A 14892-nucleotide genomic window follows, 5' to 3' on the forward strand; every position below is an offset into this window, starting at 1 on the left:
CGCGGCAGGGCGTCTACTGGCGACGCCAGCATGCTGGCGCGCAGTCTAAAACACAGAATATGCTTGGAGAGATGGATGACCGAATTCGTATTTGCCCCGCCGGCGCCCACTGGCGTGCCCGTGCGCGGCAGCAGCGCTCAGTTCCCGGTGCGCCGGGTCTACTGCGTGGGCCGCAACTATGCCGCCCATGCCCTTGAAATGGGTTCGGATCCCGACCGCGAACCGCCGTTCTTCTTCTGCAAGCCTGCCGACGCCGTGAGCTATGTGGCCGACGGCACCGAAGGCGCCTTCCCCTATCCGCAGGGCACCAGCAATTGCCACTATGAAGTGGAGCTGGTCGTTGCCATCGGCAAGGGCGGCAAGGACATCGCCGAGGCGGATGCCGCGAGCCACGTGTTCGGCTACGCGCTCGGCCTCGACATGACGCGCCGCGACCTGCAGAACGAATCGAAGAAGACCGGCCGCCCCTGGGAAACCGGCAAGGCCTTCGACAAGTCCGCCCCGATCGGCCCGATCGTGCCGGTGTCCGCCATCGGCCATCCGGAGAAGGGCGCGGTCACGCTGTCCGTCAACGGCGTGGACAAGCAGCGCGGCGACCTGTCGGACCTGATCTGGTCGGTGCCCGAGATGGTCTCTTATCTCTCCAAGCTGTTCGAGCTGCAACCCGGCGACCTGATCTACAGCGGCACGCCCGAAGGCGTGGGCCCGGTGGTCAAGGGCGATGTCATGCTGTGCAAGATCGAAGGCGTGGGCGAGCTCACCGTCAAGGTAGTCTGAGTCCATGCTCAAGCTTTACAGCTACTTTCGCAGCTCCGCCTCGTACCGGGTACGCATTGCCCTGCAGTTGAAGGGCCTGCCTTACGAGTACATGCCGGTGCATCTGTTGCGCGACGGCGGCCAGCAACTGCTGCCGGCCTACCGGGCGCTGAACCCCGACGCGCTGGTGCCGACCCTGCTGGATGACGATCACGTATTGATCCAGTCCGTGGCGATGGTCGAGTACCTCGACGAGACGCACCCCGAGCCGCCCCTGCTGCCGGGCAGCGCGCTCGACCGCGCCTACATTCGCGCGCTGGCGCTGGAGGTCGCGTGCGAGATCCATCCGCTGAATAACCTGCGCGTGCTGAAGTACCTCAAGCACACGCTGGGCGTGGCGGAGGAGGCCAAGGACGCGTGGTATCGCCACTGGGTCGAGCTGGGGTTCGAGTCGGTCAATACCAACCTCGTGCGCTCGGGCAAGGCAGGGCGTTTCTGCTTTGGCGATACGCCGACGCTGGCGGATATCTGCCTGGTGCCGCAGGTGTTCAACGCGCAGCGCTTCAATATCGACGTGGCCCGCTACCCGGCCATTGCCAAGGTGTTTGACTCCTGCATGGCGCTGCCCGCGTTCCAGCAGGCCGAGCCCAAGGCGCAGCCGGACGCCGAATAAGCTGCCGCGCCAGGTTTGGCAGGCCGCAAAAAGTAGAAAGCCCCGCAAGCGATTGCGGGGCTTTTTTACTGGCGAGCCGGGCGGGCAGCTCAGCCGAGCAGCGCGTCGGCGAATTCCTCGGCGTTGAAGGGCTGCAGGTCTTCGACATTCTCGCCCACGCCGATGAAGTAGACCGGCACCGGGCGCTGGCGCGCGATCGCGGCCAGGATGCCGCCCTTGGCGGTGCCGTCGAGCTTGGTCACGATCAGTCCGGTCAGGCCCAGCGCGTCGTCGAACGCCTTGACCTGGGACAGCGCGTTCTGGCCGGTGTTGGCGTCGATCACCAGCAGCGATTCGTGTGGCGCGTTCGGCATCGCCTTGGCGATGACACGCTTGACCTTCTTCAGCTCTTCCATCAGGTGCAGCTGCGTGGGCAGGCGGCCCGCGGTATCGGCCATGACGATATCGATGCCGCGTGCGCGTGCCGCGTTGACCGCGTCGAAGATCACCGCGGCCGGGTCGCCGCTCTCCTGCGATACCACGGTGACGTTGTTGCGCTCGCCCCAGATGGTCAGTTGCTCGCGCGCGGCGGCGCGGAAGGTGTCGCCCGCGGCCAGCAGTACGGACTGGTCATAGCTCTGGAAGTGCTTGCACAGCTTGCCGATGCTGGTGGTCTTGCCGGCACCGTTCACCCCCGAGATCATCATCACCAGCGGCTGCTCGCGGCCCAGGGACATGGTTTTCTCGAGCGGGCGCAGCAGGTTGGTCAGCAGCTCGCGCAGCGCGGCCTTGACGCCTTCGGCGGTATCGATGCGTTCGGTCTTGACGCGGCGGCGCAGCGCGCTCAGCAGGTGCTCGGTGGCCTCGACGCCGGCGTCGGCCATGATCAGGGCGGTTTCCAGGTCCTCGAACAGGTCTTCGTCGACCTTGACGCCAACAAACAGCGTGCCCAGATTGCGGCTGGTCTTGGACAGCCCGGTGCGCAAGCGCTGCATCCAGCCGCGCTTGGCTTCGGCGGAGGCGGCCGGCGGCGGGGTCAGGACCAGTTCCTCGGCAGAGGCCGGAGTCACGCTCTGGACTGGCTGAATGGCGGTTGGCCGCACGGATACGACGGCGGCCGGGGCAGGCCCGGCCGCGGGAGTGGGGGTTGGCGCGCTGGCGGGCGCCGCGGCCGGTGTGGCGGCGGGCGCCGGGCTTTGCACCTCGGGCGGCGCACTGGCCGGTTCGGCCTTGCGCTTCTTCCAGAAACTAAACATTGGGAAAGGGGTCAATACCCCGGTAGAATCAATCGCCAAAATTCTAGCAGACGGGGTCGCATGAACCATTGTGCTGTCAGGTCCAGGTCGGGCGCCGCCCGTACCGCTTCGCTTCTTGCCGGCGCCGGCGCTATTCGCCCGGCCGCTTTCTCCCGGCGCCTCGTTCCCACCCTTTTGTTGATCGCGATGCCCTGGCTTGGCGCTGCCTATGCGCAGACCGCCGTAGTGGCGCCGCCGTTGCCGACCGGCCAGGCCTCCGCAGCGCAAACTGCGGCTGCGCAGGCCAATACCACTGAGTTCAGTCTGTCCAACGGCATGCGGGTCATCGTCAAGGAAGACCATCGCGCGCCCACCGTAGCTCACCAGATCTGGTATCGCGCAGGTGGCATGGACGAGGTCAGTGGCACCACTGGCGTGGCGCACATGCTTGAACACATGATGTTCAAGGGTACACCAAAGGTCGGGCCAGGCGAGTTTTCCAAGCAGATCGCAGCTTTGGGCGGGCGTGAGAACGCCATGACCAACCGCGATTTCACGCTCTATTACCAGCAGATCAGCAAGCAGTACCTGCCCAAGATGATGGAGCTGGAAGCCGACCGCATGGCCAACCTCATCATCAAGAAGGATGAGTTCGAGCGGGAAATGAAGGTCGTGATGGAAGAGCGGCGCCTGCGCACGGACGACTCCGCGCGCGGCACCGTCTACGAGCAGTTGCTGGCCACCGTCTACACCGCCGGGCCTTACCGGCATCCCGTAATCGGCTGGCCGGCCGACCTGGTCAACATGCGCGTGGAAGACGTGCAGGCCTGGTACAAGAACTGGTACGTGCCCGACAACGCGCTGCTGGTGGTAACGGGCGACGTCACGGCGGCCGAGGTCAAGGCGCTGGCGGAGCGCACCTACGGCAAGCTCAAGGCCCGCCCGCTGCCGCTGCGCAAGAACCAGCTGGAGCCGGCGCAGAAGGGCATCAAGCGGATCTGGGTCAAGGCCCCGGCCGAGAACCCCTACGTGGTCATGGCGTACAAGGTGCCGCGCCTGCACGATGTCGAGAAGGACGTCGATCCCTACGCCCTGGAAGTCCTATCTGCGGTGCTCAATGGCTATGACAACGCCCGCCTGACGCGCGATCTGGTGCGCGAGCGCCGCATCGCCGATGACGTCAACGTGGGCTACGACAGCATCAACCGCGGCGAGTCCCTGATGGTGCTCGACGGCACGCCGGCCACCGGCCATACCACCGAGGAGATCGAGCGCGCGCTGCGCGACGAGATCGCCCGCATTGCGCGCGAAGGCGTCTCGCCCGCAGAGCTCAAGCGGGTCAAGGCGCAGGTGGTGGCGGCGCAGATCTACAAGCGCGACTCGGTGTTCGGGCAGGGCATGGAGATCGGCGTGGCCGAGATCGCCGGCATTTCCTGGCGCCAGCTCGACCGCATGCTCGACAAGATCAAGGCCGTCACGCCGGAACAGGTGCAGGCGGTGGCGGGCAAGTACTTCAACGACGATAACCTGACCGTGGCGATCCTGCTGCCGCAGCCGATCGACCCGAACAAGGCGAAGGCTCCGGCCGCCGCCGACTCGCTCCGCTGAGCGCTCTAGAGGACAGGACCCAAGATGCCTCTCTTTGCCCCGACGATCCCGTCGCCACGCCTGTTGCGCCGCCTGGCAGGCGCGGCTTGCGGTGCGCTTGCCCTGGTCGCCTCGCAGGCCGCACTGGCTGCGATCCCGATCGAGCAGTGGACCACCTCCACCGGCGCCCGCGTGTATTTCGTGCGCAGCCCGTCCATTCCCATGCTCGACGTCAATATGGATTTCGACGCCGGCAGCCGCTACGACCCGGCCGGCAAGGCAGGCCTTGCCACGCTCGCCTCGGCCCTGCTCGACAAGGGCGCGGCCGCGCAGGATGGCCAGCCGGCCCGCAATGAAGCGCAGGTGGCTGATGCCTTCGCCGACACCGGCGCCGACTTCGGCGGCGCCGCCAGCAGCGATCGCGGCGGCATCGGCCTGCGCACGCTGACCTCCGAGCCGGAGCTCAGCCAGTCGCTCGCGCTGGCCGGGCAGCTGATCAAGGCGCCGGCCTACCCGGATGCCGTGGTGGCGCGCGAGAAGCAACGCCTGATCACCGCCATCCGCGAGGCCGATACCAAGCCCGGCGTGATCGCCGACAAGATGGTGTCGCGTGCGATCTATCCGTCGCATCCGTACGGCGTGGCGCCGACCGTAGCCAGCGTCGAATCGATCACGCGAGCCGATATTGAGCGCTTCTGGCGGGACAATTTCGCGGCGTCGCGTGCCGTCGTGACGCTGATCGGCGCCATCGACCGCAAGCAGGCCGAAACCATTGCCGAGCAGCTGACGCGTGGCTTGCCGGCCGGCGCCACGCCCCCCACGATGCCCCCCGTGCAGCTCAAGATCCCGGCCAGCGAGCAGCGCGTGCCGCATCCGGCGCAGCAGGCTACGGTAGCCATCAGTCAGCCCGCCATCGCGCGTGGTGATCCCGACTACTTTGCCCTGCTGGTGGGCAACTACGTGCTCGGCGGCGGCGGCTTCAGCTCGCGCCTGACCGATGAAGTGCGGGAAAAGCGCGGCCTCACCTACGGCGTCGACAGCTACTTCGCACCGGCCAAGCAGGCAGGACCCTTCGGCATCGGCTTGCAGACCAAGAAGGCACAGACCAACGAAGCGCTGGCGCTGGTGCGCAAGGTGCTGGCGCAGTACGTGGCGGAAGGCCCCACCGACACCGAACTGAAGGCCGCCAAGGACAATCTGGTCAACGGCTTCCCGCTGCGTATCGACAGCAACCGCAAGCTGCTGACCAATGTCGCCAATATCGGCTGGTATGGGCTGCCGCTGGACTACCTTGACACGTGGACCGCTCAGATCGGCAAGGTCACCCGTACCCAGGTCCGCGACGCCTTCCAGCGCCACGTGTTCCCGGACGCCATGGCGACCGTCATCGTGGGTGGACCGGAATAACGCAGTGACAGATGCGGGCGCCGGGAGCCGTTCCCGGCGCTTGCGCTTTTCCGCGCCGCAGGCTCTACAATCACGGCATGAATTCGCGTACCCGATCTCCCTCGCCTGCTGCCAGCGGGCGATCTCCATCCCCCTCGCCGCGGCAGTCTCCTGCCCAGGTCCGCATCATTGGCGGCAAGTGGAAGCGCACGCCGCTGCCCGTGCTCGACGCCGAAGGCCTGCGTCCCACCCCTGACCGCGTGCGTGAGACCCTGTTCAACTGGCTTGGGCAGGACATGTCGGGGCTGGCTTGCCTAGACCTGTTTGCCGGCTCCGGTGCACTCGGTTTCGAGGCCGCCTCCCGAGGTGCCCAGCAGGTCACCATGGTCGAAGCCAATCCGCGCGTGGCCAAGCAGCTGCGCGACAACCAGTACCGGCTCGACGCCCAGCAGATCCGGGTGGTGCAAGGTGATGCATTCGCGACCGCGGCACAGATGCCGTCGGCCAGCTTCGACGTGGTGTTCCTCGATCCGCCCTTTGCCGAAGACTGGCTTGGTCCCGCGCTGGAGCATGCGGCGCGGCTGTCACGTCCGGGCGGTGCCGTGTATGTGGAAACGGATCGCGCCCTGATCGGCCCCGACGCGCCCGTGCCAGCGGCGCTGGAGATCGTGCGGCATGCTCGGGCCGGCGCGGTGCACTTCCATTTGCTGCAGCACAGGAACCTTTGAAGGGCCGGTGGCTGCGAGCATTGCGGCCGGCCACCTGCACGCAAGATGCGGCGGCGCGGCAAAACCGCGATGTGGCGGCTTGCAAGTGCCGCATTTAGAGTTACACTACGCCGCTGTCGCCAACGCTCGTCACGCAGCCTTGGCTCCAGCCCTCACCATAGTGGGCGGGGTCGATCGGTCCATCCAGGACCGGCGGCGGGCAGAACAAGGAGGAAGCATGGTCGTCGCGGTCTATCCCGGCACTTTCGACCCAATGACCCGGGGCCACGAGGATCTGGTGCGCAGAGCATCCAATATCTTCGATGAGCTCGTGGTCGGCGTGGCGCATAGCCCCAACAAGCGCCCGTTCTTTTCGCTGGAAGAGCGCATAGGCATCGCCCGTGAGGTCCTGGGCCACTATCCCAATGTGCGCGTCGAAGGTTTCTCCGGCCTGCTCAAGGATTTTGTCCGCAAGAACAATGCGCGCGTGATCGTGCGGGGTTTGCGCGCGGTTTCCGACTTCGAGTACGAGTTCCAGATGGCGGGCATGAACCGTTACCTGCTGCCGGACGTGGAAACCATGTTCCTGACGCCGTCCGACCAGTACCAGTTCATCTCCGGCACCTTCGTGCGGGAGATCGCGGTGCTTGGCGGCGATGTCAGCAAGTTTGTGTTCCCCTCGGTCGAACGCTGGCTTGCGGAAAAGATCGGCAGCAAAACGGAATAAAATAGAGTCTTGCGACATGTCGGCCGCGGCCAGTCGGGCGCGGGGCATGTTGGGTTCAAAGGAAACACCATGGCACTATTGATCACCGACGACTGCATCAATTGCGACGTTTGTGAGCCGGAGTGCCCAAACGAAGCCATTTCGATGGGGCCCGAGATCTATGAGATCGACCCCAACAAATGTACCGAATGCGTTGGGCACTTCGACGAGCCGCAATGCCAGCAGGTTTGTCCTGTGGCTTGCATCCCGCACGATCCCAACCGCATTGAGACGCGCGAGATCCTGATGGATCGCTACCGTCTCCTTACGGCGGCCAAACGGGTAGCCTGAGCTCCCACTGCGGCTTGCGGCACAAAGCTCGCAGCACAAAAAAACCCCATTACCTTCGCGGTGATGGGGCTTTTTTTTATCCGCGTGAGCCGTTCAGCGGTTCGTATGCAGTTCCAGCATGGCGCGCTCGGACTCGCCTTTGGCCAGCAACCCAAGCGGTGCGATGCTGCGGTCGATGGCCTCGTCGATGGCCTGCTGCTCCTCGCGGCGCGGCGGCTTCAGCACAAAATTGATCACATCCTCGCGCTCGCCGCCGCCACCCGCCGAATTGCGGGGATGGCCGACGCCAAGGCGCAGGCGCCAGTAGTCCTGGGTGGTCAGGTGTGCGGAAATATCCTTGAGGCCATTGTGGCCGCCCGCGCCACCGCCGCGCTTGAGCTTGACGGTGCCTGAGGGCAGGTCCATCTCGTCATGGGCCACCACGATCTCGTCCGGCAGGATTTTGTAGAAGCGCGCGAGCGACACCACGGACAGCCCGGAGCGGTTCATGAAGGTGGACGGCTTGAGCAGCCAGATCTCCTGGTCCCACAGCCGGGCGCGCGCTGCCAGGCCGTGGAAGCGGCCTTCCACGCGCAGGGTGACGCCGCCCATGCGGGCCAGCTGGTCGACCAGCCAGAAGCCGGCATTGTGGCGCGTGGCTTCGTATTCCGCCCCGGGGTTGCCGAGGCCGACGATGAGTTTGATCATGCGTTGCACTACTTGGTTGAGAGGGGCGCGAAAGTGCTGCCAGAAGCCAAGCATACGCGAACCCCGGGACGAAAAAAAACCGCCGGACGCGCCGGCGGTTTTTTCTTGCGGCTGCGAGAGCCGTCCTGTTGCACGGCCCAAAGGCCGCGTTCAGGATACTCAGGCAGCAGGCGTTTCGCCTTCGGCAGCTTCCGACACGCCGCCGGCCGGCAGCGAGATGCTGGCGATGGCGGGGTTTTCGTCACCGTGGGTGATGGCGCTCACGCCCTTCGGCAGCTTCACGTCGGACAGGTGCAGGGTCTGGCCCAGTTCCGCATTGCCCAGGTCCACTTCGATGAACTCAGGCAGGTCGGCCGGCAGGCACGACACTTCCAGTTCGTTCAGGATGTGGTTGACGATGCCATGGCCCAGCTTCACGCCCGGGGCGTTTTCCTGGTTCATGAAGTGCAGGGGCACCTTGACGTGGATCTTGTCGGTGGCCGACACGCGTTGGAAGTCAACGTGCAGGACCAGCGGCTTGAACGGGTGCATCTGGAAAGCGCGCAGCAGAGCCTTTTCAGCCTTGCCTTCCACTTCGAGGTCGAGAATCGACGAGTGGAATGCTTCTTTCTTCAGCGCGTGGAACAGTGCGTTGTCATCGAGTTCGATCATCTTGGGCTCGGCTGCGCCGCCATAGATGATGCCGGGGGTCTTGCCGGCGTTGCGCAGGCGGCGGCTCGCACCCGTTCCCTGTACGCTACGCTCGAAGGCTACTACTTTCATGATGACTCCAAATGTAAGAGGGCTGTCCGCGACCAGACAGCCCGATGAACCTCGCCACGTGCCGTAACCGGGGTCTTACCCCGAAAACAGCCGCAAACGCGGTAAAGCCTTGAATTCTATCAGGAATCGGCAAACAGCGACATGATCGAGTCGCCCTTGACGATCCGAGTAAAGGTCTCTGCCAGCAGCGATGCGGTCGAGAGCTGGCGAATCTTGCCGGACTGGATTGCATCGTCGCGCAGCGGAATCGTGTCGCACACCACCACTTCATCCAGTTCGGAGTCGGCGATGCGGGCTGCCGCGCCGCCGGACAGGACCGGGTGGGTACAGTAAGCGAATACCTTCAGCGCGCCGCGTTCCTTGAGCACCTGGGCCGCCTTGCACAGGGTGCCGCCGGTGTCGATCATGTCATCCATGATCACGCAGTTGCGGCCGTCGACTTCACCGATGATGTTCATCACTTCGGCCACGTTGGCCTTGGGACGACGCTTGTCGATGATGGCCAGGTCGCAGTTCAACTGCTTGGCCAGCGCACGGGCGCGCACCACGCCGCCGACGTCGGGCGAGACCACCAGCAGATTGCCGTAGTTCTTCTCGCGCAGGTCGCCCAGCAGAACCGGGGAGGCGTAGATGTTATCAACCGGGATATCGAAGAAGCCCTGGATCTGGTCGGCGTGGAGGTCCATGGTCAGGACCCGCTCGACGCCGGCAACTTCCAGCATGTTGGCGACTACCTTGGCCGAGATCGCGACGCGTGCTGAACGCGGGCGGCGGTCCTGGCGGGCATAGCCGAAGTAGGGCATGGCGGCAGTGATGCTGCGTGCCGAAGCGCGCTTGAGCGCATCGACCATCACCATCAGTTCCATCAGGTTGTCGTTGGTCGGCGCGCAGGTGGACTGCAGCACGATGACGTGCTTGCCGCGAACATTTTCCTGGATTTCAACTTGGACTTCGCCGTCGGAGAACCGACCGACCTGGGCCTTCCCGAGCGGGATGCCGAGGTGCTGAACGACAGCCTCCGCGAGTTTGGGGTTGGCGTTGCCGGTAAAAACCATCAAGCCTTCGCTGCTCATTCGGTGCACCTGTCTTGCTACTGGAGGGGGAACGATTGCTGCCGGCTAGTGCCGGCAGCTTTTCGTGCAGGTCCGTAAGGACACTGTAGGATGTAATGGCAGGGGAAGAAGGATTCGAACCTTCGAATGCCGGAATCAAAATCCGGTGCCTTGACCAACTTGGCGACTCCCCTACACAACCGGGTACGTCCATCGTCACATTCAACTGCCTGCGACGCCGAACGAAAAAACTTTATGCGAGCGTTGCGAGTGGGTGTTGCGATAAACTCTTCGCACACCTGCCATCCCATTCGGGAGGCAACCGGTCTAGTACCTGCTGCGCAGTTTGCTCGTCGTTAAATCGTGCAAACACGCAGGCTCCGGAACCGGTCATCCTTGCATGTGGACTGTACTGTCTCAACCATTCAAGGGCTCGGGCAACTTCGCCGAACTTCACTGTTGCTATCGCTTCCAGGTCGTTGCGACCGAAACCGAACTTGTTTGTGCATCCAGTGAAGTCCGCTATTATGGTGATCGCCGTATCCCTTGTCAAGCGCTTGTCCGAAAAAATTGCAGCGGTCGGAACATGCTGCCGCGGATGGATGATCACGAACCAGCTTTCAGGCAATTCGACCGTCGTCAGTTCCTCGCCAATCCCTTGCGCGAACGCGTTTTCTCCATGCACGAAGAACGGCACGTCGGCGCCTAGTGAAAGGCCGATGCGCTTGAGTTCGTCGCGTCCCAGGCCCAGCCCCCACAGATGATTCAGTGCCAGCAGCGTGGTCGCCGCGTCCGATGATCCGCCGCCGATGCCGCCGCCCATCGGCAGCCGCTTGGCAATGGCGATGTCCGCGCCAAAGCGGGTGCCGCCAGCTTGCTGCAAGGCCTGCGCGGCACGCACGATCAGGTCGCTCTGCGCCGGTACGCCCGGCACGTCGCTGATGCGCTCGATGCGGCCATCATCGCGGCGGAAAAAGTCGAGCGTATCGCTCCAGTCCACCAGTTGGAAAACCGTCTGCAGCGTGTGGTAGCCGTCCGCGCGGCGCCCGGTCACATGCAGGAAGAGATTCAGCTTGGCGGGCGCCGCGCAGTCGCGCAGTTCAGGCGGAGGCAGGGTGCGGGCCGTGCTCATTGTGCTTGCTCCGGATCGATGACCAGGCGTACCGAGAGCGGGTTGGCTGCGCCGTCGCGCGCGAGGTCGATGCGGCGCGGGCTCGCCATGGCCGGCGTGGATGGCGTCGTGGGCGTTGTGGGCGCGGCTTCCTGCCATGTCACGTAGCGCACGGTCCAGCCGTTCTGCGCCAGGGTAGCCAGCCGTCCGCTGTCGTCACGCGTGGTGCGCGCCGGGCTGCCGGGTGCGGGGCGCGCGTGCAGCCAGTCGCGCAGGCCTGCCACCGGCAGCGAAAATCCAAGCGCTTCCTCCAGCAAGGTATCGACTTCGGGCGCGTTGCGCGGTGGCTGGTTGGGCAGGTCGAGCGTGGCGCCAGAAGGCGTGGAGGTGACCACCGCCAGGGTCTGGCCCAGCGGCGAGATCAGGTCCAGGCGCACATTGCGGCCTTGCTCATGCCATTGGAAGCTGCCCTGCACGCCTTCATCGCGGCCATAGCGCACGTAGTTGGCGGCGAAGCGGCCGCTGAGGTCGCGAGCCTGGGCGGTCTCGCCGGCATCGAACTGCCGCGTGGGCGTGATGCTGGCGCAAGCGGCGAGCCATAAGGGGGCGCTCAGGCAGAGCAGGGCAAGGCGTCGGGATTTGGGCATGGCGTTTGGCGTGCGCGCCGGCGCCGCCGGGCGCCGGGCTGCCGGCCCGGCGCGAGGGCCGGGCGGCGGATGATTGCGGGTGATCGGAATGCTGCGTGACGGCTGCGGACAGCAGGATGCTACTTGGACAGCGCGGAGAGCGGGACGTTATAGCGGCGCAGGGTGTCGATCAGGATGACGTTATCCGGCTCGATCTTGGCGGCTTCGGTCCAGGTCTTGCGGGCCTCGTCCTGCTGGCCGAGCTGCCACAGCACCTCGCCGAGGTGGGCGCCGATTTCGGCCTCGGGCGCCTTGGCGTAAGCGTTGCGCAGCAGTTCGGCGGCCGGCTGCAACTGGCCCAGGCGGAACTTGACCCAGGCCAGGCTATCCATGATGTAGGGATCGTCCGGGCCCAGCGCGGAGGCCTTTTCCAGCAGCTTGAGGGCTTCGGGCAGGCGCACGTTGCGGTCCGCAAGCGAATAGCCCAGCGCGTTATAGCCCTGCTTGGCTTCCGGCTGCATGGCGATCACGCGGCGCAGCAGCTTTTCCATGCTGTCGTAGCGCTTCTCGCGCTCATCGAGCATGGCGAGTTCATAGACCCAGTCCGAGTTGTCGGGCTCCGCCGCGGCGCGTTCATCCAGCACCTTGCGGGCCCGCTCGTAGGACTTGGCGTCGATCAGCATGCCAACTTCGGCCTGGCGGATAGCGGTCATGCGCTGCGCGCGCTGGTCGGGCTCGGGTATATCTTCGGCATCGGCCAGCATGTCGTTGAATATCGCCTGGGCGTCGTCGAGCTTGCCCATGCGGCCCAGCAACTGCGCGCGCTTGACGGCGGCAGCTGGTGCGAGGCGGGCGTCGTCGATGCGGTCGAGCCAGGCTACTGCCGCCGGGTAGTCCTTCTTTTCCTCGGCGATCTGCGCCAGGTACTGGTAGGCGATATCCGGGCTGGCCGCCGGCACTTGCTCGGCGAGCTGCAGGTATTCCTTCAGGTACAGCTCGGCCTCGTCGTAGCGCTTGGACTGCAGGCTGGTGAGGCCGAGGGCGAGCGGCACGCGCGGATCCTTCGGCGCAATCTTGCGCAGCATCTCGAACTCCGAGCGCGCGGCTTGCAGGTCGTTTTGCTGCAGGTAGAGGCGGGCCAGCGTGATGTGCCCGTTGACCGAGGCCGGGGCCCTGTTGACGAACGCCTTGAGCCCGGCAATGGCCTGGTCCGGCGCGCTGTCGGCGCGCAGCTCGGCAGCCATCAGCGCGGCGCCTTCGAAGTCGGGACGGATCTTCTGGGCCTCGTCGAGCTCGGCCAGGGCGCCGGGAATGTCGTTGGCGGTTTCCTTGGCGCGCGCGAGGGCAAGGTGAGTCTCGGCCGACTTCAGGTCGTTGGCTACCAGGCGCTGCAGCAGCGCGGCCGCGCCGGCGGGATCACTGGTGCGCGAAAGCTGCTGCTGCATCTGCAGGATGGCCTCCGGCCGCTGGCTCGGCGGCACGCCATTGAGCTGCAGGGCCAGCAGGGGTTCGGCTTCGTCCCATCGGCCGCTCAGGACCAGCAGGGTCGACAGCACCTGCCGCGCGCCGGCGGAGGTGGGCGCAAGCTCGGTCCACAGCCGCGCGGCGTCCAGCGCTTGCTGGGCGCTGCGGGCATTGAACGCGATCTCGGTGGCGCGCTGGGCAAAGCGCGGGTCGTGCGTATTGCGCGCCAGCTCCAGGTACGTCTGGTAAGCGGGGCCTACCACGCCGCGCTGGGCGGAGATTTCAGCGGCCAGCACCCGGTACAGGATGTCCGCGGTCAGCGGCACCGCCGGCAGGGGCATCTTCGGCGGCAGCGGGTTCGAGCGGATTGGCGTGGAAGCCTCCGCGGCGACCTTCATCGCGGGCTTGCCGTTCGCAGGCGCGGCGTGGCTGGCGAGCGGCGCCAGGGCGCAGACCGCCACCGCGGCCGCAGCCGTGGCTGCCAGCCTGTGACGCAGCGGCCGCCGGGGGAAGAGAAGTTGAGCGGTGGTCATCGGGGTACGGTCCAGGCGGTCCGACATGTAGGTGGGTGCTCCAGCACTCAAAGGCGATGGGGAAGGTAAAGGCATTGTAGCCTGCCGCTACAATGCTTTGCTTATCCGCATGGCACCGGCACGGCTGGGGTCTCTGGCGGTTTGAGTGGCACAAAAGGGAGAGGTTCGATGCCTGAGTTGCCAGAGGTCGAAGTGACCCGGCGCGGCTTGCTGCCGCATGTGGTTGGGCGGCGCATTGCCGAAGTAGTGGTGCGCCATCGCGGCCTGCGCTGGCCGGTCGAGCCGGATCTGGAGTCGCAGCTGGCCGGGCGGGTGATCGCGCGCATAGAGCGGCGCGGCAAGTACCTGCTGCTGGAGTGCGTGCGCCCGGACGGCGAGGCTCCCGGATGGCTGCTGATCCACCTTGGCATGACGGGCACGCTGCGGGTGTTGCCGCAGGCGCCGCCGCCGGGCACGCACGATCACCTTGACCTGGTCCTTGCCGACCCCGACGGCGCGGGTGATGCGCAGCCCAGCGCAGCCACCAGCCTGGTGCTGCGCTTCCGCGATCCGAGGCGCTTTGGCGCGGTGCTGTGGAGCCTGCTCGAAGAGTCGCAATTGCCGACCCATCCGCTGCTGAGCAAGCTCGGCATCGAGCCGTTCGACCCACGCTTCGACGGCGCCTGGCTCTATCGCCTGGGACGCGGGCGCAGCGCGGCCATCAAGACCGTGCTCCTCGCAGGCGACATCGTGGTGGGCGTGGGCAATATCTATGCTTCGGAAAGCCTGTTCGCCGCGGGTATCCGCCCCACCACGCCGGCCGGGCGCTTGTCGCTGGCGCGTTGCGAACGCCTGGCCGAGGCCGTGCGCGACACGCTGGCCCGCGCGATCGAGCGCGGCGGCAGCACTTTGCGCGACTTCGTCGGCAGCGATGGCAGCAGTGGCTATTTCCAGCTGGATTGCGCCGTGTACGACCGCGCCGGCCATCCATGCCGGGTCTGCGGCACCACCATCCGGCAGATCGTCCAGGGGCAGCGCTCGACGTTCTACTGCCCGAGCTGTCAACGTTGAGTGCGGCTCTCGTTGCGCAGGCCGTACGAGAGTGATGATTGCCTATCTTCTTGCGAATGTGGCGCCAACCCGATGGCCCGGCGCAACAGGGAAGGCGGCGGGCGACTCGAATTTCACAAAAATCCGCCGTAAACCTGTATCTTGAAGAACGTAAAAAAGTGTTACAAAGACACCATGTCACCGCCCGGGTGCCGGCCATCGGACATCAAGATGTCAGGCCTGCAGCG

At 65.5% G+C, this 14892-nt stretch carries 15 protein-coding genes and 1 tRNA gene; 8 read left to right on the forward strand and 8 right to left on the reverse strand.

From position 1 onward, the window contains the following. Positions 1 to 75: 75 nt before the first annotated feature. Positions 76 to 777, forward strand: coding sequence for a fumarylacetoacetate hydrolase family protein (locus AB4061_RS07340; RefSeq protein WP_441632301.1), 702 nt, complete (start codon positions 76 to 78; stop codon positions 775 to 777). Positions 778 to 781: 4 nt separating this feature from the next. Continuing rightward, on the forward strand, positions 782 to 1429 hold the full coding sequence (gene maiA, locus AB4061_RS07345) for a maleylacetoacetate isomerase (RefSeq protein ID WP_441632303.1): 648 nt from the start codon (positions 782 to 784) through the stop codon (positions 1427 to 1429). An 89-nt stretch (positions 1430 to 1518) separates the two neighbouring features. Here the strand turns inward: maiA and ftsY are convergent, their stop codons facing one another. Further along, the gene (gene ftsY, locus AB4061_RS07350) at positions 1519 to 2664 is read right to left on the reverse strand and encodes a signal recognition particle-docking protein FtsY (RefSeq protein WP_441632305.1); all 1146 of its coding nucleotides are present in this window, start codon (positions 2662 to 2664) and stop codon (positions 1519 to 1521) included. 60 nt (positions 2665 to 2724) lie between these two features. Here ftsY and AB4061_RS07355 point away from each other — a divergent pair, with 60 nt between their 5' ends. The 5 genes from AB4061_RS07355 to AB4061_RS07375 all read left to right on the forward strand — a co-directional run bounded on the left by AB4061_RS07355 (position 2725) and on the right by AB4061_RS07375 (position 7380). Then, the gene (locus tag AB4061_RS07355) at positions 2725 to 4251 is read left to right on the forward strand and encodes a M16 family metallopeptidase (RefSeq protein ID WP_441632307.1); all 1527 of its coding nucleotides are present in this window, start codon (positions 2725 to 2727) and stop codon (positions 4249 to 4251) included. Between the two features lie 24 nt (positions 4252 to 4275). Then, complete coding sequence (locus tag AB4061_RS07360; RefSeq protein ID WP_441632309.1) at positions 4276 to 5637, forward strand: M16 family metallopeptidase; 1362 nt, start codon at positions 4276 to 4278, stop codon at positions 5635 to 5637. 77 nt (positions 5638 to 5714) lie between these two features. Beyond that, a complete protein-coding gene (gene rsmD, locus AB4061_RS07365) occupies positions 5715 to 6344 on the forward strand; it encodes a 16S rRNA (guanine(966)-N(2))-methyltransferase RsmD (RefSeq protein ID WP_183032820.1) in 630 nt (209 codons plus the stop codon). A 217-nt stretch (positions 6345 to 6561) separates the two neighbouring features. Further along, positions 6562 to 7050: a pantetheine-phosphate adenylyltransferase gene (gene coaD, locus AB4061_RS07370; RefSeq protein ID WP_174426608.1), complete on the forward strand. Its 489-nt coding sequence runs from the start codon at positions 6562 to 6564 to the stop codon at positions 7048 to 7050. A 69-nt stretch (positions 7051 to 7119) separates the two neighbouring features. Continuing rightward, positions 7120 to 7380 (forward strand): YfhL family 4Fe-4S dicluster ferredoxin, encoded by a 261-nt coding sequence (locus AB4061_RS07375; RefSeq protein ID WP_043343403.1) that lies wholly within the window; start codon positions 7120 to 7122, stop codon positions 7378 to 7380. A gap of 93 nt (positions 7381 to 7473) precedes the next feature. On the opposite strand, the gene pth is transcribed toward AB4061_RS07375, so the two are convergent. From pth to AB4061_RS07410, 7 genes are all read right to left on the reverse strand, one after another. Then, positions 7474 to 8067, reverse strand: coding sequence for an aminoacyl-tRNA hydrolase (gene pth, locus AB4061_RS07380; RefSeq protein ID WP_441632312.1), 594 nt, complete (start codon positions 8065 to 8067; stop codon positions 7474 to 7476). A 159-nt stretch (positions 8068 to 8226) separates the two neighbouring features. Next, positions 8227 to 8829, reverse strand: a complete 603-nt coding sequence (locus tag AB4061_RS07385; RefSeq protein ID WP_441632314.1) for a 50S ribosomal protein L25/general stress protein Ctc — start codon at positions 8827 to 8829, stop codon at positions 8227 to 8229. 119 nt (positions 8830 to 8948) lie between these two features. Next, on the reverse strand, positions 8949 to 9902 hold the full coding sequence (locus tag AB4061_RS07390; protein WP_017229695.1) for a ribose-phosphate pyrophosphokinase: 954 nt from the start codon (positions 9900 to 9902) through the stop codon (positions 8949 to 8951). Positions 9903 to 9998: 96 nt separating this feature from the next. Next, positions 9999 to 10075, reverse strand: a tRNA-Gln gene (locus AB4061_RS07395). Between the two features lie 59 nt (positions 10076 to 10134). After that, on the reverse strand, positions 10135 to 11013 hold the full coding sequence (gene ispE, locus AB4061_RS07400; protein ID WP_441632316.1) for a 4-(cytidine 5'-diphospho)-2-C-methyl-D-erythritol kinase: 879 nt from the start codon (positions 11011 to 11013) through the stop codon (positions 10135 to 10137). Next, positions 11010 to 11639 (reverse strand): lipoprotein insertase outer membrane protein LolB, encoded by a 630-nt coding sequence (gene lolB, locus AB4061_RS07405; RefSeq protein WP_441632318.1) that lies wholly within the window; start codon positions 11637 to 11639, stop codon positions 11010 to 11012. Before lolB ends, ispE begins: the two co-directional genes overlap by 4 nt. A 119-nt stretch (positions 11640 to 11758) precedes the next feature. Continuing rightward, the gene (locus tag AB4061_RS07410; protein WP_441632320.1) at positions 11759 to 13642 is read right to left on the reverse strand and encodes a tetratricopeptide repeat protein; all 1884 of its coding nucleotides are present in this window, start codon (positions 13640 to 13642) and stop codon (positions 11759 to 11761) included. Between the two features lie 141 nt (positions 13643 to 13783). Between AB4061_RS07410 and mutM the strand changes: the two genes are divergently transcribed. Beyond that, positions 13784 to 14665 carry a bifunctional DNA-formamidopyrimidine glycosylase/DNA-(apurinic or apyrimidinic site) lyase gene (gene mutM / locus AB4061_RS07415; RefSeq protein WP_441632322.1) on the forward strand — a complete coding sequence of 294 codons (882 nt, stop codon included), beginning with the start codon at positions 13784 to 13786 and terminating at the stop codon, positions 14663 to 14665. Positions 14666 to 14892 lie beyond the last annotated feature (227 nt).

Source organism: Cupriavidus sp. YAF13, from assembly GCF_052113425.1.
Lineage (GTDB): Bacteria > Pseudomonadota > Gammaproteobacteria > Burkholderiales > Burkholderiaceae > Cupriavidus.